The organism is Pseudomonas sp. zfem001 (assembly GCF_032621725.1).
Taxonomy (GTDB): domain Bacteria; phylum Pseudomonadota; class Gammaproteobacteria; order Pseudomonadales; family Pseudomonadaceae; genus Aquipseudomonas; species Aquipseudomonas sediminis.
On record NZ_JAVYJI010000005.1, the window covers coordinates 299356 to 314908 of the forward strand.

Annotated in this window: 18 protein-coding genes; 4 read left to right on the forward strand and 14 right to left on the reverse strand. The window is 62.5% G+C overall.

Annotated elements, in window-relative coordinates; genetic code table 11:
- Positions 1 to 19: 19 nt before the first annotated feature.
- From RTH74_RS17780 to ffh, 6 genes are all read right to left on the reverse strand, one after another.
- Positions 20 to 433: an acyl-CoA thioesterase gene (locus RTH74_RS17780; protein WP_003462700.1), complete on the reverse strand. Its 414-nt coding sequence runs from the start codon at positions 431 to 433 to the stop codon at positions 20 to 22.
- Positions 434 to 513: 80 nt separating this feature from the next.
- Positions 514 to 864, reverse strand: a complete 351-nt coding sequence (gene rplS / locus RTH74_RS17785) for a 50S ribosomal protein L19 (protein ID WP_045734872.1) — start codon at positions 862 to 864, stop codon at positions 514 to 516.
- A 42-nt stretch (positions 865 to 906) separates the two neighbouring features.
- A complete protein-coding gene (trmD, locus tag RTH74_RS17790; protein WP_021488829.1) occupies positions 907 to 1650 on the reverse strand; it encodes a tRNA (guanosine(37)-N1)-methyltransferase TrmD in 744 nt (247 codons plus the stop codon).
- 5 nt (positions 1651 to 1655) lie between these two features.
- Positions 1656 to 2192: a ribosome maturation factor RimM gene (gene rimM, locus RTH74_RS17795; RefSeq protein ID WP_003462707.1), complete on the reverse strand. Its 537-nt coding sequence runs from the start codon at positions 2190 to 2192 to the stop codon at positions 1656 to 1658.
- Between the two features lie 8 nt (positions 2193 to 2200).
- Positions 2201 to 2452 carry a 30S ribosomal protein S16 gene (gene rpsP, locus RTH74_RS17800; protein WP_003246162.1) on the reverse strand — a complete coding sequence of 84 codons (252 nt, stop codon included), beginning with the start codon at positions 2450 to 2452 and terminating at the stop codon, positions 2201 to 2203.
- A gap of 141 nt (positions 2453 to 2593) precedes the next feature.
- Positions 2594 to 3973 (reverse strand): signal recognition particle protein, encoded by a 1380-nt coding sequence (ffh, locus tag RTH74_RS17805; protein ID WP_099526527.1) that lies wholly within the window; start codon positions 3971 to 3973, stop codon positions 2594 to 2596.
- Positions 3974 to 4130: 157 nt separating this feature from the next.
- Here ffh and RTH74_RS17810 point away from each other — a divergent pair, with 157 nt between their 5' ends.
- Entirely contained in the window at positions 4131 to 4931 is an 801-nt protein-coding gene (locus tag RTH74_RS17810; RefSeq protein WP_279921615.1) for a cytochrome C assembly family protein, read from the forward strand.
- Positions 4932 to 4941: 10 nt separating this feature from the next.
- The gene (locus RTH74_RS17815; RefSeq protein ID WP_316915518.1) at positions 4942 to 6228 is read left to right on the forward strand and encodes an HlyC/CorC family transporter; all 1287 of its coding nucleotides are present in this window, start codon (positions 4942 to 4944) and stop codon (positions 6226 to 6228) included.
- Here the strand turns inward: RTH74_RS17815 and RTH74_RS17820 are convergent.
- From RTH74_RS17820 to RTH74_RS17840, 5 genes are read right to left on the reverse strand one after another with little or no spacing between them, the layout of a single operon-like run.
- On the reverse strand, positions 6200 to 6934 hold the full coding sequence (locus RTH74_RS17820; RefSeq protein WP_316915519.1) for an SGNH/GDSL hydrolase family protein: 735 nt from the start codon (positions 6932 to 6934) through the stop codon (positions 6200 to 6202). The two genes, RTH74_RS17815 and RTH74_RS17820, sit on opposite strands and share 29 nt — an antisense overlap.
- The gene (gene purT, locus RTH74_RS17825; protein WP_316915520.1) at positions 6931 to 8112 is read right to left on the reverse strand and encodes a formate-dependent phosphoribosylglycinamide formyltransferase; all 1182 of its coding nucleotides are present in this window, start codon (positions 8110 to 8112) and stop codon (positions 6931 to 6933) included. The genes RTH74_RS17820 and purT overlap by 4 nt, the downstream gene beginning before the upstream one ends.
- A 21-nt stretch (positions 8113 to 8133) precedes the next feature.
- Positions 8134 to 8340: a DUF1289 domain-containing protein gene (locus RTH74_RS17830; protein ID WP_099526531.1), complete on the reverse strand. Its 207-nt coding sequence runs from the start codon at positions 8338 to 8340 to the stop codon at positions 8134 to 8136.
- Positions 8327 to 8854: a gamma carbonic anhydrase family protein gene (locus tag RTH74_RS17835; protein ID WP_003462726.1), complete on the reverse strand. Its 528-nt coding sequence runs from the start codon at positions 8852 to 8854 to the stop codon at positions 8327 to 8329. The genes RTH74_RS17830 and RTH74_RS17835 overlap by 14 nt, the downstream gene beginning before the upstream one ends.
- A gap of 21 nt (positions 8855 to 8875) precedes the next feature.
- On the reverse strand, positions 8876 to 9481 hold the full coding sequence (locus tag RTH74_RS17840; protein WP_099526532.1) for a CoA pyrophosphatase: 606 nt from the start codon (positions 9479 to 9481) through the stop codon (positions 8876 to 8878).
- Between the two features lie 149 nt (positions 9482 to 9630).
- Between RTH74_RS17840 and RTH74_RS17845 the strand changes: the two genes are divergently transcribed.
- Together RTH74_RS17845 and RTH74_RS17850 are read left to right on the forward strand one after the other, a co-directional pair.
- Positions 9631 to 10185: an NUDIX hydrolase gene (locus RTH74_RS17845; RefSeq protein WP_099526533.1), complete on the forward strand. Its 555-nt coding sequence runs from the start codon at positions 9631 to 9633 to the stop codon at positions 10183 to 10185.
- Positions 10186 to 10203: 18 nt separating this feature from the next.
- The gene (locus RTH74_RS17850; protein ID WP_090336169.1) at positions 10204 to 10707 is read left to right on the forward strand and encodes a L,D-transpeptidase family protein; all 504 of its coding nucleotides are present in this window, start codon (positions 10204 to 10206) and stop codon (positions 10705 to 10707) included.
- A gap of 45 nt (positions 10708 to 10752) precedes the next feature.
- Here the strand turns inward: RTH74_RS17850 and RTH74_RS17855 are convergent, their stop codons facing one another.
- The 3 genes from RTH74_RS17855 to purL form a co-directional block, all read right to left on the reverse strand.
- Entirely contained in the window at positions 10753 to 11070 is a 318-nt protein-coding gene (locus RTH74_RS17855) for a YqfO family protein (protein WP_099526535.1), read from the reverse strand.
- 156 nt (positions 11071 to 11226) lie between these two features.
- Positions 11227 to 11562 (reverse strand): CDGSH iron-sulfur domain-containing protein, encoded by a 336-nt coding sequence (locus tag RTH74_RS17860; RefSeq protein WP_099526536.1) that lies wholly within the window; start codon positions 11560 to 11562, stop codon positions 11227 to 11229.
- A gap of 73 nt (positions 11563 to 11635) precedes the next feature.
- Positions 11636 to 15532: a phosphoribosylformylglycinamidine synthase gene (gene purL / locus RTH74_RS17865; protein WP_316915521.1), complete on the reverse strand. Its 3897-nt coding sequence runs from the start codon at positions 15530 to 15532 to the stop codon at positions 11636 to 11638.
- Positions 15533 to 15553 lie beyond the last annotated feature (21 nt).

Below are 15553 nucleotides of genomic sequence, written 5' to 3' on the forward strand. Positions count from 1 at the left end.
CGATCAGACAGGCACCTGACTAGCTAACGAAGCCCGGCAAGACCGGCACCGGCTTCTGCTGATCATCGACGGCGACGAAGCTGAAACTGCCGCTGATCGCCCGCTCGCGCCCTTCCTGATACAGCCCCTCGACGAATACTTCGACCTCAACCTTGAGGCTGGTATTGCCCACCTTGATTACCCGCCCAACCAACTCGACGATGGAGCCCGCCGGTATCGCGTGCTTGAAATCGATGCGATCGCTGGAAACGGTGACCAACGGCAGACGGCAGAACCGCGTAGCAGCGATGAACGACACTTCGTCCATCCAGGCCAGCGCGGTGCCGCCGAAGAGGGTGTTGTGATGATTAGTGGTCGGTGGAAACACCGCCTTGGTCACACGGGTTTCCGACAGCGCGATGCGCCGCTGAATCTCTTGCTCTCTTGGAGTCATGCCACTGCCATTAATGATTGCTGGGGCCAGAAACGACAAAAGCAGCCCTTAGGCTGCTTTTGTCAGAGAAGCGTCCGAACTTAGGACAGCTTTTCCTTGATGCGTGCGGCTTTGCCGGACAGATCGCGGAGGTAGTACAGCTTGGCTTTGCGCACGTCACCGCGACGCTTGACTGCCAGGCTGTCGACCAGCGGGCTGTAGGTCTGGAAGGTACGCTCAACGCCAACACCGCTGGAAATCTTGCGCACGGTAAAGGCGCTGTTCAGGCCGCGGTTACGCTTGGCGATAACGACGCCTTCGAAGGCCTGCAGACGCTGACGGTCACCTTCCTTTACTTTCACTTGTACGACTACGGTGTCGCCCGGTGCGAAAGTCGGGATTTCTTTGTTCATCTGCTCGGCTTCGAGCATCTGGATAATCTTGTTGGTCATGCTGCGCTCCTAAGACAAGCCTCCCGGCCCATCATCGATACGTTAACTATCGTCCCGCTGGCGGATGTATTCCTCCAGCAGCTTCTTCTCTTCTCCAGAAAGCGAGCGGCTATCCAGAAGATCAGCGCGACGTTCCCAGGTCCGACCAAGGGACTGCTGCAAACGCCAGCGCCGGATGTGTTCGTGGTTGCCACTAAGCAACACTTCGGGAACACGTTTATCCGCATACACCTCCGGGCGGGTGTAGTGCGGGCAGTCGAGCAGGCCATCCGTAAAGGAGTCCTCCTCGGCCGAATCGGCATGACCCAATGCACCAGGCAAAAGGCGCGTCACCGCATCGATCAGCACCATGGCCGGCAGCTCACCGCCGGACAGGACGTAGTCACCAATCGACCATTCCTCATCAACATGCGTTTCGATGAAACGCTCGTCGATGCCTTCATAACGACCAGCAATCAGGATCAATGCATCCTCCTGTGCCAGCTCGCGGACCGCCGCCTGATTCAGGCTGCGCCCCTGCGGCGAGAGGTAGATCACCTTCGCCGTCTCTCCCGCGGCTTGCTTGGCACTGGCCAAGGCATCCTCGAGGGGCTTGATTTTCATCACCATTCCCGGACCACCGCCGAAAGGGCGGTCATCCACTGTATGGTGACGATCAGTCGTGTAGTCTCGCGGGTTCCAGCAATTGAGCTTTAGCAGCTCCTGCTTGACCGCTCGACTGGTGATGCCGTACTCGCCGATGGCGGCAAACATTTCCGGGAACAGGGTGATGACTTCTACACGCATGAGCCTTAGAAATCCGCATCCCAGTCGACCCGCATCTCGCCAGCTGCCAGGTCAATCGAAAGCACGCACTGCCCCGTGTAGGGCAACAGACGCTCGCGATCATCCAGACTACCCGCGCAGGGCTTGACCACCATCACATCGTTGGCACCGGTCTCGAACAAGTGGTCGACCACACCGAGCAGTTGCTCTGCCTGATCAATGACCTTCAAGCCCTGTAACTGGTACCAGTAGAACTCACCATCTTCCAGCTCTGGCAGCTCGCTACGCGGCACGCAGATCTCGAAACCGGCGTAGGTACGCGCAATTTCGCGATCATCCAGACCTTTCAACTTGGCTACCAGCACCTTGCCCTGAAGGCGGCCGCTGGCCAGTTCTACTTTCTTTACCTCACCGTCACGCTTGAGCGTCCAGTTGCGGTAATCGAGCACGTTATCGATGGGATCGGTAAAGGAGTACACCTTCACTTCACCCTTGACGCCGTGCACCGAAACAATCTTGCCGAGAACGATCAAATCCTCGGCGACGGCCGGCGTCGTACTCATAAAGATGCTTAGGCAGCAGCCTTGGCAGCTTCCTTGAGCAGCTGAGCAACACGCTCAGACGGCTGAGCGCCCTGGCCCAGCCAGTAGGTCGCACGCTCTTGGTCGACGGAAAGACGCACTTCGCCACCGGCAGCGATCGGGTTGAAGAAACCGATACGCTCAACGAAACGACCATCGCGCGCATTGCGGCTGTTGGTCACGGTCAGGTGGTAGAAGGGGCGCTTTTTGGAGCCGCCACGAGCAAGACGGATGGTTACCATGTGAACATCGTTCCTATAGTCGGTGCTAACTTGAGGCACACATTAAAAATGGGCCTAGGCCCGAAAGGCCGCATATTTTAAGGATTATGCGGCGGTTTGCAAATCTCTTTTTCCGGACGGCCATCGACCGGCGTACAGGCCTCAGAATTTCGGCATTCCGCCGCCACCCGGAAGCATGCCACCCATGCCGCGCATCATCTTGGCCATGCCGCCCTTGGCGGTGAATTTCTTCATCATCTTCTGCATCTGCTTGTGCTGCTTGATCAAGCGGCCGATGTCCTGCACCTGGGTACCGGAGCCCAGAGCGATACGGCGCTTGCGCGAGCCACTGATGATGTCAGGGTCGCGGCGCTCAGCAGGCGTCATCGAGTTGATGATCGCTTCCATCTGCTTGAACTGCTTCTCCGCCGCACCTTGAGCGTTGCCCATCTGCGACAGATTAACGCCACCGATGGACGGCAGCTTGTCCATCAGGCCGCCGAGGCCGCCCATGTTCTTCATCTGCAGCAGTTGGTCACGGAAGTCTTCGAGATCGAAGCCCTTGCCCTTCTTCAGCTTCTTGGAGAGTTTCTCGGCTTTCTCGCGATCAAGGGTCTGCTCGGCCTGTTCGATCAGGCTGAGCACATCACCCATGCCGAGGATGCGCGAGGCGATACGATCCGGATGGAAGGGCTCGAGCGCGTCGCTCTTCTCGCCCATACCGATGAACTTGATCGGCTTGCCGGTGATATGACGGACGGACAAGGCGGCACCACCACGGGCGTCACCGTCGACCTTGGTCAGCACCACACCGGTCAGCGGCAGCGCCTCGCCAAAGGCCTTGGCCGTGTTGGCGGCGTCCTGGCCGGTCATGGCATCGACCACGAACAGCGTTTCGACCGGTTTGACCGCCGCATGCAGCGCCTGGATCTCGGCCATCATTTCGCTATCCACGGCCAGACGACCGGCGGTATCGAGGATGACCACGTCGATAAACTTCAGTTTGGCTTCGCGGATCGCTGCGTTGGCGATATCCACCGGCTTCTGGCTGGCATCGGAGGGGAAGAAAGTCACCCCGAGGTCGCCCGCCAGGGTTTCCAACTGCTTGATTGCCGCCGGACGGTAGACGTCGGCCGACACCAGCAGCACAGACTTCTTCTTGCGCTCCTTGAGGAACTTGGCCAGCTTGCCGGCGGTGGTGGTCTTACCCGCCCCCTGCAGACCTGCCATCAGCACCACGGCAGGCGGGGCTGCGTTGAGTGCCAGATCTTCGTTGGCCGCGCCCATCAGCTCTTCCAGCTCGGCGCGAACGATCTTCACGAAAGCCTGCCCCGGGGTCAGGCTTTTGGAAACTTCGGTACCAACGGCGCGATCCTTGACCTTGCCGACGAAGTCCTTGACCACCGGCAGAGCCACGTCGGCCTCGAGCAGGGCCATGCGCACTTCGCGCAGCGTATCCTTGATGTTGTCTTCGGTCAGCTTGGCCTTGCCCGTGACGTTACGCAGCGTCTGGGACAGGCGATCGGTAAGATTTTCGAACATGCGCGTTCCTTTGATAGGTGCGACCCGGCGCGCCGGGTGTGCGACAGGCGGCGGATTATAGCGAAGTCGCCGAGCTGCCGACACCGCCGGCAGTCTTTCGTGCCGACGTCCATCTGTGCCACACTCAGCGCCTTTCGGGCTCGCCTTACACGGATTTATGCACCCTCTGTTGCCCAGTCTCGCCGCCGCCCTCCTCTATGCCGGCGCCGCCGCTTACCAAGGCCTGCGCCTGACGCAGCGCAGCACCCCCGACAAACGCCTGCTGGCGTCGCTAGGCGTGCTCGCCTTGTGCCTGCACGGCATCAGCCTGTTCTACCAGCTGTATGACGTACACGGCCTCAACCTGGACTTCTTCAACGCAGCCAGCCTGATTGCCTGGGCGGTCATCGGCCTGATTCTGCTGGCCTGCCTGCGCATTCCGGTGGAAAACCTGCTGCTCTTGCTGTTCCCGCTCGGCACGCTGACCGTGCTGGCGGCCGAGTTCATGCCCAGCGGCACCATCAACCCGATCGACGAGCACCCCGGCATCCTTGCCCACATCCTGTTCTCGATCATGGCTTACGGCATGCTCACCATCGCCGTATTCCAGTCGATCCTGCTGCTGTTGCAGGACCATCAGCTCAAGCACAAGCACCCGTCCGGGCTGATCCGCAACTTTCCCCCCCTGCAAACCATGGAAAGCCTGCTGTTCGGCTTTCTCTTCGCGGGCTGGCTGCTGCTGTCGCTGTCGCTGCTGTCCGGCGCGCTGTACATCGATGATCTGTTCGCTCAGCACCTGGCGCACAAGACCATTCTTTCCTGCTTCGCCTGGGTGGTTTTCGCCGTTCTGCTGTGGGGTCGCCACCAGCTTGGCTGGCGCGGCCACAAGGCCATTCGCTGGACCCTCGCCGGGTTCTGCCTGCTGATGCTGGCCTACTTCGGCAGCAAGCTGGTACGCGAATTCATCCTGCACATCTGAGGCAGACGTCGTGGACGACATACATTCGAGCTACCTGCTCGGCCTGCTGATTTTCCTCATCCTCTGCTCGGCGTTCTTCTCCAGCTCCGAGACCGGCATGCTCAGCCTCAATCGCTACCGGCTCAAGCACCTGGCCAAAGAAGGACATAGCGGCGCCAAGCGCGTCACCCGCCTGCTTGACCGCCCGGATCGCCTGCTCGGCACCATTCTGGTCGGCAACAACGTGGTCAACATCCTTGCCGCCTCCATCGCCACAGTGCTGGCGGTGGACATGTGGGGTGAGGCCGGTATCGCCATCGCCACCGCAGGCCTGACCATCATCGTGCTGATCTTCGGCGAGATCACGCCCAAGACCCTGGCCGCCCTGCGCCCGGAACTGGTGGCCTTCCCTGCCAGTCGCGTGCTCAGCCTGCTGCTGCGCGTGCTCTACCCGGTGGTGTGGCTGACCAGCGTGATCAGCAGTGGCCTGCTGCGTCTGTTCGGCGTCGATCCGTCACAGCGCGCCAGCGACAGTCTGTCTACCGAGGAGCTGCGCAGCGTGGTGCGTGAGTCCGGCTCGGAGTTGCCGATGAATCGCCAGAGCATGCTGCTGGGCATCCTCGATCTGGAACGGGTCACGGTGGATGACATCATGATTCCGCGCAACGAAGTGACCGGTATCGATCTCGACGACGACCTGGAAATAATCATCGGCCAGTTGCGCAGCACCTCGCACACGCGCCTGCCGGTGTTTCGTGGCGACATCAATCAGATCGAAGGCGTGGTGCACATGCGCCAGATCGCCCGACTGCTGAGCCACAACCAACTGACCAAGGACTCGCTGCTGGCAGCCTGCAACGAGCCCTATTTCATCCCGGAAAACACGCCGCTGGCGACCCAGCTGATCAATTTCCAGAAGCAGAAACGGCGCATCGGCATCGTCGTCGACGAGTATGGCGAGGTGATCGGCATCGTCACCCTGGAAGATATCCTCGAAGAGATCGTCGGCGACTTCAGCAACCAGGACAGCCTGCGCAGCCCCGACATCCACCCACAGGAAGACGGTACGCTGGTCATCGACGGCGCCGCCTACATTCGCGAAGTGAACAAGACCCTCGGCTGGCATCTGCCCAGCGATGGCCCCAAGACCCTCAATGGCCTGATCACCGAAGCCCTGGAGACCATCCCTGACAGCAGCGTCTGCCTGAAGATCGGCCCCTATCGCCTGGAGATCCTGCAAGCGGCGGACAACCGGGTGAAGAGCGTCCGCGTGTGGCAGGTAAAAAAGGTCAAGCCGGACGCTGCAACGACGGAGTGAGGCGCTCAGCCAGGCCATCGGCCCAGCGCCGGTAGCCCAGTGCCGACGGGTGATAGCCATCCTCGGCCAGGTAATGCGCCTCAAACGGCAGGTCCAGCCGGCAATGCAATGCGCCAAGGCGTTGCGCCAGGCCCTGCAACTCAGCATCCAGCAAGCGGGCCCGCCAGCCCATCAACTGCCGCAGCAACCAGGGCAAGGCGCTGAAATGCTGTAACGGCGGTACGCCGCTGAATGCCACATGACAGCCCTTCTCGCCCAGCGCAGCGGCCATCCCGGCCAGTGACTGCAGCCAACGCTTGCTAGGTGTCAGGTGGGTGGTGTCATTGACGCCGAACACCAGCAGTGCCAGGTCCGCGGGCTCCATCAGTGCCTTCGGCAACAGGCGTTCATGGGCCTCAGGCGCGGTGATGCCATTTTCGCCACAGGCGTGCCAGCGCACCGGTCGCCCCAGACGTTCAGCCAGGGCGGCGGCCAGGCAACTTGCCAGGGATTGATCGAAGCGGGTGACCCCAACGCCTGCCACGGTCGACTCACCGATCAGTAGCAGGTGCAGCGGCTCACCCGGAAGATGCGCAGCGGCGACACCGCTCGGTTCGCCCTGCGCAACCGGCAGGCGCAAGGCCGTGCGCCGGGTGTGCAGGGCCAGAGGCAGCGCCAGTGGCAGCAATGGCACAGTTGCCAGCCACCACAGCGCACGCCGACTCACAGCTGGACGCGAACCGCTTGCGCGCTACGCAGTGCCTTGGCACGTGCAGCCTCGATGGATTCGTCACGCGCCAGCGCCACGCCCATGCGGCGCTGGCCTTTGACTTCAGGCTTTCCAAACAGGCGCAGCGCCGTGTCTTCCTCGCTCAGCGCAGCGCCAAGGTTGGCGAAACTGGCCTGCTGCGAATTGCCCTCCACCAGAATCACCGCCGACGCCGACGGGCCCATCTGGCGGATTGCCGGAATTGGCAGACCGAGGATGGCGCGGGCATGCAGGGCGAACTCGGACAGCTCCTGGGAAATCAGCGTCACCAGGCCGGTGTCGTGCGGGCGCGGCGAGACTTCGCTGAACCACACCTGATCGCCTTTGACGAACAGTTCGACACCGAACAGGCCACGACCACCGAGCGCCTCGGTCACTGCCAGCGCCACGCGCTCGGATTCGGCCAGCGCCTTCGGGCTCATCGGTTGCGGCTGCCAGGATTCCTGATAGTCACCGTTCTCCTGGCGATGGCCAATCGGCGCGCAGAAGCTGGTACCACCGACATGACGCACGGTAAGCAGGGTGATTTCGTAGTCGAAGTCGATGAACCCCTCGACGATCACCCGCCCCTTGCCGGCGCGGCCGCCTTCCTGAGCGTAGTCCCAGGCGCGCTGAAGGTCGGCGTCGCTTTTCAGGACGCTCTGGCCTTTGCCGGAAGAGCTCATGATCGGCTTGACCACGCAGGGGTAGCCGACGGACTTCACTGCGGCGGTGTAGTCCTCGAAGGTGTCGGAGAAATGATACGGCGAGGTCGGCAGGCCCAGCTCCTCGGCCGCCAGACGACGAATGCCTTCGCGGTTCATGGTCAGCTGTGCGGCACGCGCGGTCGGCACCACGTTGAAGCCTTCGGCTTCCAGCTCGACCAGCGTGGCAGTGGCGATCGCCTCGATCTCGGGCACGATGTAGTGCGGCTGTTCCTTTTCGATCACTGCACGCAGGGCTGCACCATCGAGCATGTCGATGACGTGGCTGCGGTGCGCCACCTGCATGGCCGGCGCATTGGCATAACGATCAACACCGATGACTTCACAGCCCAGGCGCTGCAGCTCGATCACCACTTCCTTGCCGAGTTCGCCGCAGCCACACAGCAGTACACGGGTCGCAGAAGACGACAGAGGGGTTCCAATACGGGGCATGAGTGTTCCTCGAACAGTGAATCAGGACGGAGTCAGTAAAAGACCGGAAGCGCGGGCGCGCTCCAGGCAGCGTTGCAGTACCTCGCGGCGCTCGGCATTTTCCATGCGGCCCCAGCGGGTGATTTCGGCGGCGGTACGCTGACAGCCGATGCAGATATCCTGCTCATCCAGCGCGCACACATGCACACAGGGTGAACGCACCGGTTTTTCTACATCACTCGTCGTCATCAGGCACCAGCTCACGGGAATAGCGCTGCGCATTATGAACGTAATGCGCAGCGCTGGCCTCCAGCATCTTCTTCTGCGGCTCGGTGAGCTCGCGCACCACCTTGCCCGGGCTGCCCATGACCAGGCTGCCGTCGGGAATCACCTTGCCTTCGGGAATCAGGCTGTTGGCGCCGATGATGCAGTACTTGCCGATCTTCGCGCCGTTGAGGATCACCGAGTTGATGCCGATCAGGCTGTAATCATCCACGCTGCAGCCATGCATCATCACGTTATGGCCGACGGTGACGCCCTTGCCCAGCGTCAGCGGAAAGCCCATGTCGGTGTGCATGACGCTGCCGTCCTGCACGTTGCTGTTCTCGCCGATATGGATCAGTTCGTTGTCGCCGCGCAACACGGCGCCGAACCAGACACTGGCACCGGCCTCCAGGCGAACCTTGCCGATCAGGTCGGCGCTTGGTGCGACCCAGCTCTCGGGATGGGCGTCGACACGGGAGCTTCCCAGGCGGTATTTCATGCTCGTCAGTCCTCGGCGCTATCAGCGCAGGTGTATGAAATGTTCGGGGGGCTGGTGCAGAGCGATCTGCGCATCGTCGAAGATCAGGTTGACCAGCTCCACCACCATGATCGCGGTCAGGCCCCAGATGCGGTACTCGCCATAGGTGTAGGACGGCACGTACCAGCTCTGCCCTAAGTAGTCGATACGGTGGGTGACTTCGCGCGGGTCGCTGCGGAAGAACTCCAGCGGCACCGAGAATACCGAGGCGATCTCGGCGTCGTTGGCCTTGTACTCGACGTAATCCGGCACCAGGCCGACGTAGGGCGTGACCTGAATGCCGTGGCGCGACACCAGGCCGCTGAGCGGTCCAACGATCTCAACCAGCCCCGGCGGCAAGCCGATCTCCTCCTCGGCCTCACGCAGCGCGGTGTCCACCAGATCGCGGTCTTCCGGGTCGCGCCGGCCACCGGGAAAGGCGACCTCGCCACTGTGGGTCGACAAACCACTGGCGCGCAGGGTCAGCACCAGCTCAGGTTCGTCACTGCGGGTAATCGGGACCAGCACCGCCGCCTCGGGGAAGCTGCGCTCGGTCTCCAGAGGGCGCGGACTGTAACCGCGCACACGATGGAGCAACTCGTCCAGCATGGGCATACTCGGAGTCTTGTTTTGCCAGGCATCATGGCATGAAAGCACGCGGCCGCCCAACCCCGGCGACAGGACAGGCCGGCCGCAACAGCGGGCTTGCCGGCCACCTCTCAGCCGGCCAAGATAGCGCCAGACAAAGAGGAGCGGGCATGAAATTCTGCAGCCAGTGCGGCAACCCGGTCACCCGCATGATCCCCGCGGGCGACAACCGCATGCGCCATGTCTGCGGCCACTGCGCCACCGTGCATTACGAAAACCCGCGTATCGTTGCCGGCTGCCTGCCTGTGTGGGGCGACCAGGTGCTGCTGTGCCGCCGCGCCATCGAGCCGCGCCGCGGCTACTGGACGTTACCGGCCGGCTTCATGGAAAACGGCGAGACCACCGAACAGGCCGCCGCCCGTGAGACCCTCGAAGAAGCCTGCGCCCGCGTACGCGACCTGAGCCTCTATACCCTCTTCGATCTGCCGCACATCAGCCAGGTGTACATGCTGTTTCGCGCCGAACTGGTCGACCTGGATTTTGCCGTCGGCGAGGAAAGCCTGGAGGTGCGATTGTTTGCAGAGAGCGAAATCCCTTGGTCAGAGCTGGCTTTCCCGACCATAGGCCGTACCTTAGAATGCTTCTTCGCCGACCGTCGGCAGAATCTCTTTCCGGTACGCAATGAGCCACTCGAAGCGCTGCGTGCCCACTACACACCCCGTTGACCCTTGCGGACGTTCCCGATGCGCTGGTTGTTGCCCCTGCTTTGCCTGACCCTCAGCTTCAACGTCCTGGCCAGCACCACGCCAGCGACCAGCAGCCGCACCGTGGACAAGGTGCTGGTACTCAAATCCGAGCGCAAACTGCACCTGCAGCAGCGCGGCGAGACCATCAAGTCGTACCGTATTTCCCTGGGCAAACAGCCCAATGGCGCCAAGCAACGCGAAGGCGACCTGCGCACGCCGGAAGGCTTCTACTGGATCGACTGGCGCAAGCCGAGCGACAAGTACCAATTGTCGCTGCACATTTCCTACCCCAACGCTCGCGACCTGGCCAAGGCCAATGACGCCGGGGTGCCGCCGGGTAGCATGATCATGATCCACGGCACGCCGCTGGATGAGGAATACCCGGAGTGGTTCTTCCACACCCTCGACTGGACAGAAGGCTGCATCGCCATGAAGAACGACGACATGCGCGAGGTCTGGAGCCTGGTCAAGGACGGCACGCTGATCGAAATCAGGCCCTGAACCCTGCATTGAAAAAGGCGCCATCGGCGCCTTTTTCATATCGACTCAAAACTGCAGGTCGGACAAGCGCCAGACGTCGAAGGCCGGCGTTTCGTAGGGATGGGTTTTCTTCAACGCCTTGACGGCGTCGTGGATCAGCTCGTCGGCAACGACCATTTCCACTTTCCACTCGGCAACCTGCTCGACGCTGCCGACCTGACCGATGAACGGCTGGCTGCCGTCCAGGGCGCGGAACTGACCTTGGCCCAGCACCTGCCAGCAGCAGCTGTCGTAAAGACCAATGCGCCCGCCGCCGGCTGCGAACACCGCCTTTTTTACCGGTTCCAGATGGGTTTCCGGCACGTAGAAACACAGTTTGTACATCAAGTTCTCCGCAGATGGGCAACCGAACAACAGACAAGCCATGACGCCAATATGATGTCATTTCGCCATGGAGTTGTCTTGAGATCGCCCGCACAAATCCACACGCAGCATTAAAACGATTCGCTGCTTTCGACTCAGGCGGCGGGTATGGCGTTCTCAACGAGCGCCGAAAAAGCGCCGCCATCTGTCGGCCAGACCGCTGGCCGGAGGGCTGTGGCTACCATCGCAGTAGGGCAGGCTTGCGGATCGGCTACAGCGACACAACAACAGGCGCTGCTCGCGCTCGGGTTGCAGGATCAGGGATTGGGCGCAGTCGGGTGGGCAGTCAGGCATCTCGGGCGAGTGCCCACAGCGGCATAGATGATGAGTTTCGCCGGCTTTGACCAGGCGGACTTCGGGAAGGATGGGCAGAGAATCATCGGCCATGGCTGGGCCTGTGTAGTTCGGATGGAATCCGAGCAGAGGGTTTAGCAACGGCTTCCCGGATTGCATCCGGGCTACCGGGCCCTGCTCCCCTCTCCCGCGAGCGGGAGAGGGTCAGCAGAAGGCCGCTGCGCAGCCGCTTTTAGTCCACCCAGACGCGGGCGTTGCGGAACATGCGCATCCAGCCGCCGTCTTCCTGCCACTCGTCAGGGCGCCAGGAGTTCTGCACGGCACGGAACACCCGCTCCGGGTGCGGCATCATGATGGTCACACGGCCGTCGCGACTGGTCAGGCCGGTGATGCCACGCGGCGAACCGTTGGGGTTGGCCGGGTAGGTCTCGGTGACCTTGCCGTGGTTGTCGACGAAGCGCAGGGCCACGGTGCCGGACAGATCGGCCTCCAACAGTGCCTCTTCGCTTTCGAACTCGGCATGACCCTCGCCGTGGGCGATGGCGATCGGCATGCGCGAACCAGCCATGCCCTGCAGGAAGATCGACGCCGACTCCTGAATCTGCACCATGGCCACGCGCGCTTCGAACTGCTCGGAGCGGTTGCGCACGAAGTGCGGCCAGAACTCGGTACCCGGGATCAGCTCGTGCAGATTGCTCATCATCTGGCAGCCGTTGCACACACCAAGGGTGAAGCTGTCGCGACGCTCGAAGAAGCCCTGGAAAGCATCGCGAGCACGCGCATTGAACAGCACCGACTTGGCCCAGCCCTCACCAGCGCCGAGTACGTCGCCGTAGGAGAAACCGCCGCAGGCCACCAGACCTTTGAACTCTTCAAGGCTGACGCGGCCGGCGAGGATATCGCTCATGTGCACGTCGATGGCGGAGAAGCCGGCTCGGTCGAACGCGGCGGCCATTTCTACCTGGCCGTTGACGCCCTGCTCGCGCAGGATCGCCACTTGCGGACGCACACCCTTCTTGATGTAGGGCGCAGCAACGTCCTGGTTGACGTCGAAGCCGAGCTTGACCGACAGACCGGGGTTGTCCTCTTCCAGTAGCAGGTCGAATTCCTGATCGGCGCCCTGGGCGTTGTCGCGCAGACGCTGGATGCGATAGCTGGTCTCGGCCCACTGACGCTGCAGCAGACGACGATCACCAGCGAAAACCGGCTCGCCATTGAAGCTGATGCTGACGTCGCTGTTGTTCACGGCCTGACCGATCACGGCCACGCAGTCGTCCAGACCGGCAGCGCTGAACTGCGCCAGCACCTCTGGCGTGGCGTCCTGGCGCACCTGGATCACTGCACCCAACTCTTCGTTGAACAGCACGGCCGGCAGCTCGGAGCTGTCGTCAGCCAGCGCGTCGAGATTCAGCGACAGACCGCAATGGCCGGCGAAGGCCATTTCCAGCACGGTGGTCAGCAGACCACCGTCGGAGCGGTCGTGGTAAGCCAACAGGTGACCGTCGGCATTCAGGCCCTGGATCACGGCGAAGAAGGCCTTGAGGTCTTCGGCGTCGTCGAGGTCCGGCACTTGCTGGCCAATCTGCGAATAGACCTGTGCCAGGATCGAGGCGCCCATGCGGTTCTGGCCACGACCGAGGTCGATCAGAATCAGATCGGTCTCACCCTTGTCCATACGCAGTTGCGGAGTCAGGGTCTGGCGGATGTCTTGTACCGGAGCGAAACCGGTGATCACCAGCGATAGCGGCGAGGTCACGCTCTTGTCGATGCCCTCGTCCTGCCAGCGGGTTTTCATGGACATGGAGTCTTTGCCCACCGGAATGGTGATGCCCAGTGCCGGGCACAGCTCCATGCCGACTGCCTTGACGGTGTCGTACAGACGGGCATCTTCGCCGGGGTGGCCGGCAGCGGCCATCCAGTTGGCCGACAGTTTGATGTCGGACATTTTCTCGATGCGTGCCGCCGCCAGGTTGGTAACGGTCTCACCCACCGCCATACGCCCGGAGGCCGGCGCGTCGAGCAGCGCCAGCGGCGTGCGCTCGCCCATGGCCATGGCTTCACCGGTGTAGACGTCGAAGCTGGTGGCGGTCACGGCGCAATCGGCCACCGGTACCTGCCACGGGCCGACCATCTGATCACGCGCCACCAGACCGGTAATGGTGCGGTCGCCGATGGTGATCAAAAAGCTCTTGCTGGCCACGGCCGGGTGATGCAGCACGCGACCCAGCGCTTCTTCGATATTCACGCTGGCAGCGCTGAAGTCATCGCCCTGCTCGGCTTCGCGGCTGACGCTGCGGTGCATGCGCGGCGGCTTGCCCAGCAGCACTTCCAGCGGCATGTCCACCGGGGTGTTGCTGAAGTGGCTGTCGGTCACGGTCAGGTGCGGCTCCGCGGTGGCCTCGCCAACCACGGCGAACGGGCAGCGCTCGCGCTCGCAGATGGCCTGGAAACGCTCGAAGTCGGCAGCGTCCACGCTCAGCACGTAACGCTCCTGCGACTCGTTGCACCAGATTTCGTGCGGGGCCATGCCCGGCTCGTCGTTAGGCACGTTGCGCAGCTCGAAGCGGCCACCACGACCACCGTCGTTGATCAGCTCCGGCAGGGCGTTGGAGATACCGCCAGCGCCGACGTCGTGGATGAACTTGATCGGGTTGGCCTCGCCCAGCTGCCAGCAGCGGTCGATGACCTCCTGGCAGCGGCGTTCCATTTCCGGGTTCTCGCGCTGTACCGAGGCAAAATCCAGATCGGCCGAGCTGGCGCCAGTGGCCATCGACGATGCGGCGCCGCCGCCGAGGCCGATGAGCATAGCCGGGCCGCCGAGCACGATCAGCTTGGCGCCGACGGAAATCTCGCCCTTCTGCACGTGGTTCTCGCGGATGTTGCCCAGGCCGCCAGCGAGCATGATCGGCTTGTGGTAGCCACGTACTTCCTCACCGCGCGGGCTGCTGACCGCCTGTTCGAAGGTACGGAAGTAGCCATTGAGTGCCGGACGACCGAACTCGTTGTTGAACGCGGCGCCGCCCAGCGGGCCTTCGATCATGATGTCCAGCGCGCTAACGATGCGCTCGGGCTTGCCGTAGGGCTTTTCCCAGGGCTGGAGGAAATCGGGGATGTTCAGGTTGGAGACCGAGAAACCGGTCAGTCCGGCCTTGGGCTTGGCGCCACGGCCGGTCGCGCCTTCGTCACGAATCTCGCCACCGGAGCCGGTAGAGGCGCCGGGGAACGGGGCGATAGCGGTCGGGTGGTTGTGCGTCTCCACCTTCATCAGAATGTGCACCGGCTCCTGCACCGCACCGTATTGGCGGGTCTCAGGATTGGGGAAGAAACGCCCGGCGGTGTGGCCGACGATGACGGAGGCGTTGTCCTTGTAGGCGGACAGTACGCCTTCGTTGTGCATCTGGTAGGTGTTCTTGATCATGCCGAACAGCGACTTGTCCTGGCTCTCGCCGTCGATGTCCCAGCTGGCATTGAAGATCTTGTGGCGGCAATGCTCGGAGTTGGCCTGGGCGAACATCATCAGTTCGATATCGTGCGGGTTGCGCCCCAGGTCATTGAAGCTCTTGACCAGGTAGTCGATTTCGTCCTCGGCCAGGGCCAGGCCCAGATACTGGTTGGCCTGCTCCAGCGCGGCACGGCCACCACCTAGCACATCGACGGCGGTCAGCGGCTTGGGCTGGGCATGACTGAACAGCGCACTGGCATCTTCCAGCGCACCCAGCACCAGCTGGGTCATGCGGTCGTGCAACAGCGCGGCGACAGCAGCACTGTCGGCTTCGCTCAGCTCGCCGCTGACGTAATAGGCGATACCACGCTCCAGACGCTGGACCTTGGCCAGCCCGCAGTTACGGGCGATATCGCTGGCCTTGCTCGACCAGGGCGAAATGGTGCCGAAACGCGGAATGGTCAGGAACAGTTTGCCGCTGGGCTCCTGCACCGGCACGCTCGGGCCGTACTTGAGCAGCCGGGCCAGCACTTGTTCCTCATCGGCGTTGAGCACGCCGGTGACGTCGGCGAAATGCGCGAACTCGGCGTACAGCCCGGTCACGGCCGGCACCTTGCTGGTCAGTTGCTCAAGCAATTTGCCATGGCGGAAAGCGGAAAGGGCGGGAGCGCCGCGCAGAATCAACATCGTCGGAACAGCCTCTGGGAA